This is a genomic window from Pseudoalteromonas sp. 120-MNA-CIBAN-0494 (assembly GCF_040308885.1).
GTDB classification, from domain to species: domain Bacteria; phylum Pseudomonadota; class Gammaproteobacteria; order Enterobacterales; family Alteromonadaceae; genus Pseudoalteromonas; species Pseudoalteromonas nigrifaciens.
Map to the genome: position 1 here is coordinate 1 of NZ_JBEOOE010000005.1, position 13,043 is coordinate 13,043.

General features: G+C 40.4%; 12 protein-coding genes and 1 pseudogene. 8 read left to right on the forward strand and 5 right to left on the reverse strand.

Annotation, left to right across the window (positions count from 1 at the left end):
* Positions 1 to 76 precede the first annotated feature (76 nt).
* The 4 genes and pseudogenes from AAEY55_RS05325 to AAEY55_RS05340 form a co-directional block, all read left to right on the forward strand.
* A pseudogene (locus AAEY55_RS05325) lies at positions 77 to 415 on the forward strand (GreA/GreB family elongation factor); the annotation flags it as partial.
* 118 nt (positions 416 to 533) lie between these two features.
* Positions 534 to 845 carry a hypothetical protein gene (locus AAEY55_RS05330; protein ID WP_011329480.1) on the forward strand — a complete coding sequence of 104 codons (312 nt, stop codon included), beginning with the start codon at positions 534 to 536 and terminating at the stop codon, positions 843 to 845.
* Positions 846 to 895: 50 nt separating this feature from the next.
* On the forward strand, positions 896 to 1,477 hold the full coding sequence (locus AAEY55_RS05335) for a CBS domain-containing protein (RefSeq protein ID WP_086998923.1): 582 nt from the start codon (positions 896 to 898) through the stop codon (positions 1,475 to 1,477).
* Positions 1,478 to 1,646: 169 nt separating this feature from the next.
* A complete protein-coding gene (locus AAEY55_RS05340) occupies positions 1,647 to 3,971 on the forward strand; it encodes a Tex family protein (RefSeq protein ID WP_089368856.1) in 2,325 nt (774 codons plus the stop codon).
* 312 nt (positions 3,972 to 4,283) lie between these two features.
* Here the strand turns inward: AAEY55_RS05340 and AAEY55_RS05345 are convergent, their stop codons facing one another.
* From AAEY55_RS05345 to bioH, 3 genes are all read right to left on the reverse strand, one after another.
* Positions 4,284 to 5,156, reverse strand: a complete 873-nt coding sequence (locus tag AAEY55_RS05345; protein WP_089368857.1) for a putative metalloprotease CJM1_0395 family protein — start codon at positions 5,154 to 5,156, stop codon at positions 4,284 to 4,286.
* 5 nt (positions 5,157 to 5,161) lie between these two features.
* Positions 5,162 to 5,470: a hypothetical protein gene (locus AAEY55_RS05350; RefSeq protein WP_011329484.1), complete on the reverse strand. Its 309-nt coding sequence runs from the start codon at positions 5,468 to 5,470 to the stop codon at positions 5,162 to 5,164.
* 90 nt (positions 5,471 to 5,560) lie between these two features.
* Complete coding sequence (bioH, locus tag AAEY55_RS05355; RefSeq protein WP_011329485.1) at positions 5,561 to 6,298, reverse strand: pimeloyl-ACP methyl ester esterase BioH; 738 nt, start codon at positions 6,296 to 6,298, stop codon at positions 5,561 to 5,563.
* 74 nt (positions 6,299 to 6,372) lie between these two features.
* On the opposite strand from bioH, the gene AAEY55_RS05360 reads away from it, so the two are divergent.
* The gene (locus AAEY55_RS05360; RefSeq protein ID WP_011329486.1) at positions 6,373 to 7,050 is read left to right on the forward strand and encodes a ComF family protein; all 678 of its coding nucleotides are present in this window, start codon (positions 6,373 to 6,375) and stop codon (positions 7,048 to 7,050) included.
* A gap of 11 nt (positions 7,051 to 7,061) precedes the next feature.
* Here AAEY55_RS05360 and AAEY55_RS05365 read toward each other — a convergent pair whose 3' ends face one another.
* A complete protein-coding gene (locus AAEY55_RS05365; protein WP_089368990.1) occupies positions 7,062 to 9,593 on the reverse strand; it encodes a M14 metallopeptidase family protein in 2,532 nt (843 codons plus the stop codon).
* Between the two features lie 179 nt (positions 9,594 to 9,772).
* On the opposite strand from AAEY55_RS05365, the gene nfuA reads away from it, so the two are divergent.
* Positions 9,773 to 10,348 carry a Fe-S biogenesis protein NfuA gene (gene nfuA, locus AAEY55_RS05370; protein WP_011329488.1) on the forward strand — a complete coding sequence of 192 codons (576 nt, stop codon included), beginning with the start codon at positions 9,773 to 9,775 and terminating at the stop codon, positions 10,346 to 10,348.
* Between the two features lie 12 nt (positions 10,349 to 10,360).
* Positions 10,361 to 10,630, forward strand: a complete 270-nt coding sequence (locus AAEY55_RS05375) for a hypothetical protein (protein ID WP_011329489.1) — start codon at positions 10,361 to 10,363, stop codon at positions 10,628 to 10,630.
* A 14-nt stretch (positions 10,631 to 10,644) separates the two neighbouring features.
* On the opposite strand, the gene AAEY55_RS05380 is transcribed toward AAEY55_RS05375, so the two are convergent.
* Positions 10,645 to 11,916, reverse strand: a complete 1,272-nt coding sequence (locus AAEY55_RS05380) for an MATE family efflux transporter (RefSeq protein ID WP_089368991.1) — start codon at positions 11,914 to 11,916, stop codon at positions 10,645 to 10,647.
* A gap of 42 nt (positions 11,917 to 11,958) precedes the next feature.
* Between AAEY55_RS05380 and AAEY55_RS05385 the strand changes: the two genes are divergently transcribed.
* Entirely contained in the window at positions 11,959 to 12,984 is a 1,026-nt protein-coding gene (locus AAEY55_RS05385) for a polysaccharide deacetylase family protein (RefSeq protein ID WP_011329491.1), read from the forward strand.
* Positions 12,985 to 13,043 lie beyond the last annotated feature (59 nt).

A 13,043-nucleotide genomic window follows, 5' to 3' on the forward strand; every position in this document is an offset into this window, starting at 1 on the left:
TAGAGTATTTATATTGATTTAGCAAATTATATTACTTACTTAATGATAATTAGTATGCGAAACACAGTAGTACTAATATCAATATAATAAACGGCTTCTACGGCAAATAGACCGCCGTGTGCGCTACTTACGTAAGCGCATACCCGACTTAAAAATTATTGATTATTCGCCTGTGCAAGATGGCAAAGTGTTTTTTGGTGCTTGGGTTGAAATTGAAAATGAGCAAGGCGAGACTAAAAAGTTTAAAATTGTCGGTCCCGATGAAATTTACGAGCGTAAAGACTATATTTCGATTGATTCACCAATGGCGCGAGCGTTGTTAAAAAAACAAGTAGATGACGAGTTTGACGTTATCACCCCTCAAGGCAAAAAACAGTGGTACGTAAATAGCATTAGCTATCAAAAAAATAGTTAAGCTGCTTTGATTCAGATCATATTAACTTTTTATTGTGTAACTTAATGCAATGAGCTATAACTGATTTAACTCAAGTTACACAATTTTAATTTGAGACTCGTTAATTAAGGTCGTATTTATGTCAAACATAGTATCGCGCATATTAAGTAATGCCGTATTGTTTGCACTCTTCATGAGTGTAAGTTTGACTTTGCATGCTAGCCCTAAAAACACCCAACTAGACTCAAGTATAGTTACTCCCCACTTTATTGCTTGTGACACTCCTGATCAAACAAATCCCGACATAGACTTTGATTCTCATGCCTATGTTATTAGCCTTAGGGTACTGCAACCACTCCCTAAAGCACCCTACTCTTATTACCAGAGTACTATTTTAGACAAACCTTTTAGCTGCGCGCATCAGCGAGGCCCACCTAGCTATTTAATTTAATAACTTACTTTTCAAACTATTAAATTTTATAACTAAATAAGGTGACTAATATGTCTAACTTTAAAGAACTTCGTATTCAAGATATTTCTCATGGCGTTATTGCTAACACGTTTGCTGTTGAACAACCGCTTATTGATTTAACCTCTCCTGCTATTAAAATGATTAATAACTTTACGAATAAAATACCAGTGCGTGCATCATTCGATACAACCATTGAGCAAGCGCTAAAACAACTTAGTGTGCAACCTTCAAACTTTATTTTAGTCACCGACGAGCAGCATAAGCTAATAGGCATTGTTTCGAGTGCAGACTTACAAAGCTCAAAAACAATGATAATAGCCCAGCGTATAGGCTTGCCGCGCAGCGAAGTTAACTTACACCACTTAATGACCCCGTTAACTAATTTACTCGGTGTAAGCATGCAAAGCTTAAGCTACGCATGTATTGGCGATGCACTACAAACAATGGAGCACCGTGGCGCTATGTTTTTATTAGTGACTACTGCTAATAATGAAATATGTGGCTTAATTTCAGCTCGCGAAATTGCCAAAACACTGCAAATACCTGTGCACATAACCCCTATTGCTAACTCATTTAGTGAAGTACTAGAGAGCGTAGATCACCCCCATTAAAGCGCTTTACAACAATTAAAGTTATCGCTTTGATTGTTACATCTTAAAGCAAGCAAAATAGCTTGCTTTAAGACCTTTTTATTACCCCCCCCTGTGATATTATTCAAGCAATTGACCCGCCAGTTAAGTTAATTTAACTGGTCTTATTTTTGTTTTATAAGGTTTTTGCATGAGCGATATCTCTGCACGTTTAGCCAGTGAGTTAAACGCACAACAGCAACAAGTTGTTGCAGCAACAAAGTTACTTGATGAAGGCGCAACGGTTCCTTTTATTGCCCGTTACAGAAAAGAAGTAACCGGCGGACTAGACGACACGCAACTGCGGTTGTTAGAGCAAAGGTTGTCGTATTTACGAGAGCTTGAAGAGCGCCGTAGCTTTATTTTATCAACTATAGAGTCACAAAAAAAACTAACTGCAGCGCTAAGCGCCGATATTAATGCTGCACAAAGTAAAACTGAGCTTGAAGATTTATACCTGCCTTATAAAGCAAAGCGTCGTACCAAAGGGCAAATAGCAATAGAGGCGGGATTAGAGCCGCTTGCCAATGCACTATTTAATGATGCCAACCTAGATCCAGAGCAGCAAGCTGAGCAGTTTGTAAGTGCCGATAAAGGCATAGCAGATACAAAATCAGCCCTTGAAGGTGCTAAGTTTATTTTAATGGAGCGTTTTGCCGAAGACGCCAAGTTACTCGCGAAGTTCAGAAGCTACATTAGTCAAAATGGGGTTATTGAAAGCAGCTTAATTAAAGGCCAAGAACAAGCTGGCGCTAAATATCGTGACTACTTTGAGCATCAAGAGGCTCTTAAAAAAGTACCTTCGCACCGTGCGCTTGCTATGCTTAGAGCCCGTAATGAAGGCATTTTACAGCTTAATATTAATCCTGAACCAAGCTCAGAAAATTCAGCGCAACTTTGTGCTCAAATGATAGCTGATCATTATCGCTTAGATATTAAAAACCAAGCAGCTAGCAGCTGGCTATTAACTGTGGTGCAGTGGACGTGGAAAATTAAACTAGGCTTACACTTAGAAAATGAATTTTTAGCGGCTATGCGCGAAAAAGCCGAAACCGGTGCAATTGATGTATTTGCTAAAAACTTAAAAGACCTACTCATGGCCGCACCAGCTGGCCCGCGTACTACTCTAGGGCTCGATCCTGGTCTACGTACCGGTTGTAAAATTGCGATTGTAGATAGCACTGGCAAACTTTTAACCACACAAACTATTTTCCCACATGCGCCACAAAATCACTGGGAAAAATCTGTACGCACCTTAGAACTACTTTGTCGTCAACATAAGGTTGAGCTTATTGCGATTGGTAATGGCACCGCGTCTCGCGAGTCTGATAAGTTAATTGCTGAACTAATGAAAGCTAATGCCGAGCTTAAACTTAATAAAATTATGGTTAGCGAAGCGGGTGCATCGGTCTATTCTGCCTCAGAACTTGCTGCTAATGAATTTCCTAATTTAGACGTTTCTCTAAGAGGCGCGGTTTCTATTGCCCGTCGTTTACAAGACCCTCTAGCTGAGCTGGTTAAAATTGAGCCTAAAGCCATAGGTGTAGGTCAATATCAGCACGATGTATCGCAAAGCCAATTAGGGCAAAGCCTGATCTCAGTAGTAGAAGACTGTGTAAACTCTGTAGGCGTAGATTTAAATATGGCCTCGGTGCCATTACTAACCCGCGTTTCTGGTTTAAACAAAACCTTAGCGCAAAATATTGTTAACTACCGCGATGCTAATGGTTCGTTTGCAAAACGCAGTGAGCTTAAAAAAGTAGAGCGTTTAGGGCCAAAAGCGTTTGAACAAGCCGCAGGGTTTTTACGTATTAACAACGGCAGCGATCCGCTAGATAACTCATCTGTTCACCCTGAGGCTTACCCTGTTGTTAAGCGTATTTGTGAGCACAATAGCATTGATGTAAATAGCTTAATGGGTAACAGCGACTTTTTAAATAAGTTAGCCGCTAACGACTACATTGACGATAAATTTGGTTTACCTACCGTTACCGATATTATTAGCGAGCTTGATAAGCCAGGGCGCGATCCTCGCCCTGAGTTTAAAACTGCTGAATTTAAAGCCGGCGTAGAAAAAATAAGCGATCTAAAACCAGGAATGATTTTAGAAGGTGTTGTATCTAACGTTGCTAATTTTGGTGCTTTTGTTGATGTAGGTGTACATCAAGATGGTTTAGTACATATTTCATCAATTACTAATAAGTTTATCTCTGATCCGCGTGAAGTTGTTAAAGCCGGTGACATTGTAAAAGTTAAAGTAGTTGAAGTTGATGCCGCACGTAAACGCATTAGCTTTACCATGCGCCTAGATGACGACATTGATACCAGTAATAAGCCAGCAGCTCCTGCTGCGCAAAAGCCACGCACTAACAACAACTCACAGCCAAGAGCTGCTAAGCCAAAGCGTGATAATGGTAATGCGCTAATGGGCAATGCGTTTGCTGATGCATTTGCTAACGCTAAACTGAAAAAGTAATACTTATATAGCTCCGAATAAATCTAGCTAAAAATAAAAAACCGCGTTAGCGGTTTTTTTATTTGGGTATTTTGATAAAAGCTTTAAGCTCAGTATTGCTTAAGCTACATAACTAACCTGATCTCCGGATAATAAACCTATCTCAAGCAGTTATTTTCAGCGCTAACTGCGTTGAATTTACTTGCAATAGGCCAGCTATTGACGCGTAAACTCGCCTTATTTTCACTGAAAATCTCTGGCTAGAGAAAATAAAGTTAAATATAATTATAAATTCAATACGTTAGTAAATCTCTTAACCAGAGTTCAGGTTAACTATATTTGCGCTGAAAAACCGCTGTTGCTTGCGGGCGATGTCGCCATTTGATAAAAATTAGCAATGCGCCCAGCGCGTGCTTCAACTTGTGTATCGCGCGTTTGCTCTGCACTTTTTGCTGTTTTTTCTTCACTGCTATCATTACTTGAAAGTGAAGCGGCTGCTTTACTTGTTGTTTTTTCGTCTTCATTACTTTTTGGGCTTGCAAGTTCAGCCTGTGCGGTGGCTATTTTTTGCGTGGCATCGGCAGCAATTGCTCTATCTGCACCCGATGGTTGAGCTGGGGCAAGTGCTGCTGCACGTACTGTTTGCATTTTTTCTATGGTTGCTTGTGGATCGCCACTTATAGCCCCCACATCTATTTGCACTTCGCCACCCACAGCGTAAGCGTAATTAGTGCCATCTGGGCCACGCTGATACTCATAACTAGGCGAGCCCGCATGTTGCCCACCCACTGCTGCATGCGCTTGTTCGTGCACACGCACTTCGGTATCACGCGCTTTAAGCTCTTTAATTTGTAGTTCTTGTTGCGCTAACTGCTGCTCTTCTTTTGCTGCTTCTTGTTCTGTTGTTTGGTTTTTTTCTTGCTCGTTTTCTTGCTCAGCATTATCTGAATTGCCTGAACTTTCGTCACGTGCCTCAACAGACTTTTCACCGGCCAGTTTTCCTTTCGCGTCGTAAGTAGCTGGGTCACTGTTACCCGGTAATTTAGCTTTTTCGGCATCACTTTGGGCTTTATTTTCGGTGCTACTAGCCGTACTTGATGCTGGCGGGGGAATAACTTCTCGCAACTGATTATCACGCCGTGCAGTTTCGGTATAAACATTTGCGGTGTTTATATTAATAGACGGGAATGGCGTGACAATATTCATAATATTTAAACGTTTATATCAATTAATGTGCCGAGCACATCATCGGCAGTTTGAATCGATTGCGTATTCGCTTTAGCGTTAAACTCTTCAACTTTTAAGTTTACCAAAGCTTCATCAATACGGGCAGGTTTTGCTACTGGCGCAGTAACCGCTTCTTCTGAGCGAGCAGCCGTAAGTTGGCGCTGCTGTGCTAGTTGCGCATCGTCTTGTTGTTCAATACTGGCACGGTTAATTTCTGCGCTGGCTCTTTCAATTCCTTGGCTAGCTCGGTTAAACCCTTCTAGGCCACTATTAAATGCAGATCCTATTGGCATATTAAATCTCCATTAAAATAAATATTGTTTAATTATCGCTCAACTAATGCGCAAAATAAAGCTTTAACCAGCGCTATTCGTCGCTCTATTTTAAAGCATTGATTTAACGGCAGATATAAATTCATTTTTATGAGAAATAAAAGGAGCATGTGACGCTTTATCTAATACTTCATACTCAAACTCAGTATTAAGTGCTGCCATTTGGGCAATTGCTCTATAAGGAACAAGTGCATCTAAACGACCAAATATAGCGCTTATAGGCACAGGGCAATGAGTAAATAGCGCTCGTAAATCTTCATTTTGTAAAATATCTAAACCCGCAGTCAAAGCCTCATTTTCAGGGGCTTTATATTGATTTAGCAATTGTTTAAGTTGTTTTACGTCATCACGAGCCGATTCGCTGCCCATTGCCTGAATAGCTAAAAATCGCTCTATGGTTTTTTCACCATGATTAACAAGCTGCTCTTTAAATTGCGTTAAAACCTGTGCTTTTATACCCGGCCACGGCGCTTGCTCTGCAAAAAAGGGGCTAGCAGCAACAAGTATCACTTTAGCTACTTTTTCGGGCCAATGTTTAGCAATATATAGTGCAAATAACCCACCTAAAGACCAACCCATTAAAATAGAGTGTGGTTTTAACTGCTCACTTAAAAGTGCTGCAGCGCTGTGTAAGGTATAAGGGTTTGGGCATGTTTTACTACTACCGTAGCCAGGTAAATCAATACTGCGTACGTTGTTATTATGAATAAATGCTAGCTCTGGCTGCACTAATTGCCATACACCTTTGTTCATACCCCAACCATGTAGTAACACTAATTCATTTTGCATATTTGCCAAACCTTAACCAAACTGAAGTTTATAATAGCGTTTAACTAGGCGATTGTAATGAGTATATTTATCCGATGAAGCACGCATTTATAAATTGGCTGTTTGAGTCGCATTGCGTACTTTGCCAAGGCCCAGTCCCAGCCGCGCTGGGCTTGTGTGAGTATTGCTTAGAAGATTTACCATTATTTGATTTAAGCGAGCAAAAAAACTTGCTATATCGCCCTGATATTATTGAAATGTTTCCTAACTGCGAATTTGATAAGTTATTTTCCTGTGCGTTTTACCAGCCCCCTTTTGAGCAATGGCTGAAGCAACTTAAGTTTAATAATCAAATACATTATAAAAATGCATTACAACAAGTTATTACTAAACAATTGAGTACTTTTTTTACTCCTGATTACCCGCTGCCCGATACCTTTATTATATTACCACTGCATAAAAGTCGATTTTTTCAGCGCGGTTTTAATCAAGTAACACAAGTATGGCAACCGTGTTTATCATCTTTTAATTTACTTAGTGATTCGCTGTTACGTAATAAAAAAACGCACGCACAATCTAAGCTAACTAAAGCTAAGCGGGTTAAAAATTTAAAAGACGCATTTATATGTACTGCAGATATGAGTGGTAAAACGGTGGCAATTGTTGATGATATTATGACCACAGGCGCTACACTTAATGCAGCCACCCAGGCTTTAAAACAGGCAGGCGCTAAACAAGTGTGGGCTTTTACCACTTGCTTAACGCCTATTTAAAATTTTAATAGTTAGTCGCCACTTACCCGAAACGTGTGGCCAAAAAACAATGCGTTACTAAGTAACCTACTCGTACCGTACCAATAACCTCTAAACACCGGATCGTCGGTCATACCAATTACTGCTCCACGCCCGTAAGAGTGCGCAATTAAGCCTGCTGCGCCGGCAACTTGAGTAACATTTACAGCATCGGTAAAGCCCGCAAGTAATGGCTGCTCAGTATAGGTAAGCACATTAACAAACGGTGCCTCTGAGGTCTCCAGCAACCAAGTGCTATTTTTAAATACAGGTAGCGTATTACGTGGTAATGAAAAGGTAAGTGGGTGAGTTAAATCTACATGGGCATTAAAAATAGCGCCTGCAATACGCTGACGCCCAGCTAAATGCTCTTTATCAGCATAGTTTAAACCGTCGGTTTTAAACGCACTGGCTACTTCTTTGCGAGACAAGTAGCTGGCTTTTAATAGTTGCTGATCCGCTAAAAATTTAGCACCGCCTTTGTGACCCCAAATAACACCGCCTTTTCTAACCCAACCTTTTATGGCCACTTTATCAGCGTCAGATAAACCACTGTAGTTACCATGAGCCAGCACAATATGGCTGTAATTACTTAGCTCAATTGAGCCCAAACGCTCTAGCTCAACAATGGTTGGAGCAACACCCACAAAACGGTCTAGGTAGTACCACACTTCTCCAGCTTCATATTGGCTTACCCCTTTACCGCCTAACAGCAGCACTTTGGGAGCGCTAAGCACCGCCATTGAGCGTGACCCTAAATCGGCACCTTTACTGGTTAATCCTGACGTTATTGGCTTAATAGCAATGCCAAACTCATTTTGCGCCTGATTAAGTTGTGCTATCCAATCACTATTTGTTTGTAACCCTGCAGGAATAATAATACTCCCCGCTGCAAAATTTACTTCTTCGCTGTTTACTGACTTAGCCGTTAATGAATTTAATGCAACACGGGCTTTTACCCCTTGCTGCAGTAAACTATTGAGCATTTTTGGCGCCAAGGTATCATCCCACGAAAAGCCAAATGCATACCCTTCATTAAGTTGTGCAAAGCGCGGTGTAGCGGCTTGTTGCCATGCGTTATCAGCAACTTTTAATCCCCAGCTACTGGTTACTTTAGCAAAGGGTAAATTAAATGCATGCGCTAGTGTCCAGCCAGATACATCGTAAAAAGTGTTATCGGCAAAGTTTTTTTGTTCGCTAAAAATAGCTTTAACTAAACGGTATTGTGGCTGTGCTAAAGGCACAAAATAGCTATTGCTAGAATAAGTTTCACCACCTGCTTTTAGCTCTTTTGTTAAAGGGTAAGCGTTAATTTGGTGCTGTTGCAGTATGCTTAAAAAGTCGTTAACTCGGGTGTTATCGGCTGCACCTGCAACTACATAACCTTGAAAGCTTTCATCGGCTGCTAAATCTATCGCCTGGTTATAAAACTTAGCTTGGTAATCGAGTAAGGCTTGGCGGTTGTCTATCGCGGCTTTAAATGTTGATAAACTAGTAAGCAGCTGGTTTTTAATAGTAAAAGCAAAGCTGAGAGGCCCATTTACGGTTTCTTGAATATGCCCGCGCGAACTGGCTTGTTCAAATAAAATACCTACGCCACCATTTACGTCTGGGTAAGTTGAGCCTTTACCGTAATAAAAGTCATCAAAGCTTTCTTCGGTGAAGTATAGCGCATTATTTTCGTCTAATGTTTTAGCATGATAATTTGCAATTGCTTTAGTTAAGCTGACATTTTCATCAGGCGTAATCGGGTGTTTACGCGATGGAATACCGGGCTGAAAAAAGTAACTGCTGTTTGGCCCCATTTCATGAAAGTCGGTTAAAATATTTGGTTTCCACTGATGAAACTTTGCAATACGCGCACGCGATTCTGGGTGTTGTAGTAATAACCAGTCGCGGTTTAAGTCAAACCAGTAATGATTAGTACGGCTACTTGGCCAGCTTTCCACGTGTTCTCGGGTAACGGGGTCTGACGATAAGTTCATACCACGATTACTATTAGCCCAATTAGCAAAACGAGCTAAACCATCGGGATTAAGTGAAGGGTCGAGTAAAATAACGGTATTATTTAATAACTCATTTATTTCATTACCTTGCGCTGCGGCTAAGTAATACGCCACCAGCAATGCAGAATTACTGCCCGACGACTCATTACCATGTACGCTGTAACCCATCCATACAACACCAGGCTGCTCTGGTGATTGCGTGTTGCTAGGCGTTAAACGCGCTAAATGGGCTTGGCGAATTTGCTCTATATTTTTTAATTTATTGGCGGCGGTAATAGTCAGCATCACTAATGGTCGCTGTTCGTGCGTGCGCCCTATTACTTCAAAATTAATTCGATCACTTTTTTGTGCTAGTATTTCCATATAACGCACCAACTGATCGTGCCTTACATGCCACTCACCTACTTGATAACCAAGCACTTGCTCTGGAGTGGGTATACTTGGATCAAACTCAACATCCTCTGCAAAGTAGTAAGACAATGGTTTAGCTTGAGTTGAAAAACTCAGTATTGCCACCATTATCATTAATGTTATTTTTATTATTATACGCATATAATTTACTCATAAAATGTTTGTTGTTTGCACGCTAGCATTGCTTAAAATAGATGCCAACTTTTTACGCTCAACACTAGCCGCAACACGATGAGCGGGGTATGATATGCAGTATCCGAGTAATTTAGTCAAGTATAGACGGTCTTATGATTTCAATTTCCGAAACAGCACAAGCGCATTTTGCTAAACTATTAGCAGATCAAGCACAACAAACCAACATTCGTGTTTTTGTTGTAAACCCTGGTACATCACAAGCGGAATGTGGTGTTTCTTATTGTCCAGAAGACGCTGTAGAAGACAGCGATATTCGCCTAAACTTTAATGGTTTTGACGGCGTTGTAGATGCAGAAAGTGCACCCTTTTTAGAAGACGCTGAAATTGATTTTGTTACCGACAAAATGGGTACTCAGTTAACACTAAAAGCACCTAATGCTAAAGCGCGTAAAATTAGCGGTGATGCATCGTTAAACGAACGCGTACAACACATGCTAGAAACCGAAGTAAATCCACAACTTGCTAACCACGGTGGCCAAGTAAGCTTAGTGGAAATTACCGCTGCAGGTATTGCTGTATTACAGTTTGGCGGTGGTTGTAATGGTTGTTCTATGATCGATGTCACGTTAAAAGAAGGCATTGAAAAAGAGATGATCGAAAAGTTTGAAGAGATCACTGGTGTTGCCGATATTACTGAGCACCAAGCGGGCGATCATTCTTACTATTAATAAGCATTTTTAATGCTAAAGTCGCTTATATATAGCTTAGGGAGCAACCCTAAGCTTAGCTTAAAGCGTTTTTTTCGCGGCGTAGCACTGTTTGTGCTAGCCGTGATATTTATTTTTTTAGGCTATTACAGTCACTACAGCTTGCAAATTATTGGCGTTGTTATTTTAGTGCCAGCTTTGTTTTTTGCTGCTTGGGGCTACAGCGGTATTTTTGCTAATCGCTTTTCACAAGTACTTAAAAATATTGAGCCTAAAAACCACGACCCCGACCTATGGAAATAAGCCACCAAATTACCTTAATCTAATAACTGATTATTTGCCTTTAACTTTTGGTATTTCACTATTAATGTTACTCCTCGCATTAGCATAAAGCAGCTCATTGCTAACCATAAACCATTATTCTCCCACTGATGAAACACTGCAAATACACCAAAAAAACCAACACTTGCTGAGAGCAACATACTATTTCGCATTGCCTTTGCCCGGGTAAGTCCAACAAATACACCATCAAATAAAAAGCAACTCATTGCCAATAATGGCAAGGCTATAATCCAAGGCAAGTACAGCGTAGCCGTGGTGATCACTTCCGGCACATTAGTTAATAGCGTAATAATATAGCGGCCAAATATAGCAAAAAACAAACTGTATGCTAAGGCAAATAGCGCGCCCCAAAACACACTTATTCTTACCCAAAGCTCAATATTTTTTACACTTTGTTGACCTTTAGCATGCCCTACTTTTGCCTCACTGGCATAAGCAATACCGTCGAGTGCAAAGCTTACCAACATTAAAAAGTTAAGTAATACTGCATTTGCTGCTAGCGTGGTTTCGCCAATTCGTGCGCCGTAAAAGGTCATAAAGCTAAAGCAGAGCTGTAAAATAAATGAGCGAATAAAAATATCACGGTTTAAGCTTAGTAGGTTTGTCATTTTTGTAATGCTAAACCAACCTGGTACGCTTAGTTTTATGCCGCGTTTTTTAGCTAATTTAATAACTAACACCACGGCAAAAACTAACGCGGTGTAATCGGCAATAAGTGACGCCCATGCAGCGCCTGCTACTGCCCAATCTAGGTATACAACAAAATATATGTCGAGCACTATATTGGTAATATTAGTCACTAATAATAAATAAAACGGCCCACGGCCATAATGCATACCTAGCATCCAACCTAATAGTACTAAATTACATAAGGCCGCAGGCGCACTAAAAATACGAATACTAAAATACTGATACGCTTGCGTAAGCACGTCGCTATTGGCCGCCGATAAAAATGCAATGGCGTGTTTTATTAAAGGCGATAAGGCGATAAGCAATACGGCAACAAAGCAAGAAAGCACTAAGCTGCGTTTTAATAACGCCGCCAATTGGGTTAAATCGTTTTGCCCATAAGCTTGTGCCACTAACCCTGTGGTGCTCATTCTTAAAAAGCCTGCGAGCCAAAATAATATTGATATAACCGCAGATCCCAGCGCAATACCGGCTAAATAATGAGCGCTCCCTAAGTGGCCAATTACTGCAGTATCAACAATTCCTAACAGTGGGACGGTAATATTTGATAATATCATCGGACCCGCTAACAACAACAAGCTTTTATGGTGTGCTTTATTATGTATAAGAAATTGTTTCATTTAGTATTATTTATCCTTATTAGTATTTCACTGCGCGCTCAAGCAGCCGTTATTTTACAGTATCATCACGTTAGTGAAACCCTTCCGGCGGTAACCAGTGTTAGCGCGAGCACTTTTACTGAGCACTTAAGTTATTTAAAAGAGCATAACTTTAATGTTATTCCTTTAGATGAGCTGATAACTGCGTTGCAGCAAAAACACACTTTACCAGATAAAACCGTCGCTATTACTTTCGATGATGGTTACAACAATAATTACGAGCAAGCAGCGCCAATTTTAGAAAAGTTTGGCTATCCGTACACAATTTTTGTCAATCCTAAGCTAATAGACGAAGGTAAAGGCTATGTAATGGGCTGGGATAAACTCCAAGAGCTAGCAAAAAAAGGCGCACTTATTGCCAATCATAGTGGCCAACACGATTACTTACACCATATGCTTGCAAACGAAAGCGATGCACAATGGCAAGCCCGCATTAAACAAGACATCCTACATTCACAGCAGCGTATAAAAACAGAAATTGGCCATGATTATAAATATTTAGCTTATCCGTATGGCGAGTTTAACAATAAGTTACAAGCCCTAGTAACCGAGCTTGGTTTTATTGGTATAGGTCAGCATTCTGGCGCTGTAAATAAAGATTCTAACTTTAGTCGCTTACCGCGTTTTCCGGCTTCGGGCTTTTATAGTAAATTAGATACGCTGATCACTAAATTGAATTCTCGCGCATTTAATATAACCGCGCTCACTTATGAAGACAGTGTAACGGCGCAAAACCCACCCAAACTCACTATTGAGTTTACTATGGGGGATTTTCATAAAAGTCAGTTTGCTTGTTATGTATCGAGTGTTGGCCAGGCTAATTTAACCTGGATAAATAAAAACACAGTAGAAGTCACCTCACCTAAAGCGCTCAATAAAGGTCGTTCGCGCTTTAATTGTACCGCCCCTGCAATTAACAATGCTGGTAGCTATTTTTGGTTTTCGCAGCCTTGGGTTATTGAATAGTTTTAATTACAGTAGTAAAAAAGGAGCCTAGGGCTCCTTTTTAATTTACTGTTTAAATA

Excerpts from the sequence above, each read along its gene's own strand:
- AAEY55_RS05330 (WP_011329480.1), top strand. The coding sequence starts at position 534 with ATGTCAAACATAGTATCGCGCATATTAAGTAATGCCGTATTGTTTGCA.
- AAEY55_RS05335 (WP_086998923.1), top strand. The coding sequence starts at position 896 with ATGTCTAACTTTAAAGAACTTCGTATTCAAGATATTTCTCATGGCGTT.
- AAEY55_RS05340 (WP_089368856.1), top strand. The coding sequence starts at position 1,647 with ATGAGCGATATCTCTGCACGTTTAGCCAGTGAGTTAAACGCACAACAG.
- AAEY55_RS05345 (WP_089368857.1), bottom strand. The coding sequence starts at position 5,156 with ATGAATATTGTCACGCCATTCCCGTCTATTAATATAAACACCGCAAAT.
- AAEY55_RS05350 (WP_011329484.1), bottom strand. The coding sequence starts at position 5,470 with ATGCCAATAGGATCTGCATTTAATAGTGGCCTAGAAGGGTTTAACCGA.
- bioH (WP_011329485.1), bottom strand. The coding sequence starts at position 6,298 with ATGCAAAATGAATTAGTGTTACTACATGGTTGGGGTATGAACAAAGGT.
- AAEY55_RS05360 (WP_011329486.1), top strand. The coding sequence starts at position 6,373 with ATGAAGCACGCATTTATAAATTGGCTGTTTGAGTCGCATTGCGTACTT.
- AAEY55_RS05365 (WP_089368990.1), bottom strand. The coding sequence starts at position 9,593 with ATGGTGGCAATACTGAGTTTTTCAACTCAAGCTAAACCATTGTCTTAC.
- nfuA (WP_011329488.1), top strand. The coding sequence starts at position 9,773 with ATGATTTCAATTTCCGAAACAGCACAAGCGCATTTTGCTAAACTATTA.
- AAEY55_RS05375 (WP_011329489.1), top strand. The coding sequence starts at position 10,361 with ATGCTAAAGTCGCTTATATATAGCTTAGGGAGCAACCCTAAGCTTAGC.
- AAEY55_RS05380 (WP_089368991.1), bottom strand. The coding sequence starts at position 11,916 with ATGATATTATCAAATATTACCGTCCCACTGTTAGGAATTGTTGATACT.
- AAEY55_RS05385 (WP_011329491.1), top strand. The coding sequence starts at position 11,959 with ATGTATAAGAAATTGTTTCATTTAGTATTATTTATCCTTATTAGTATT.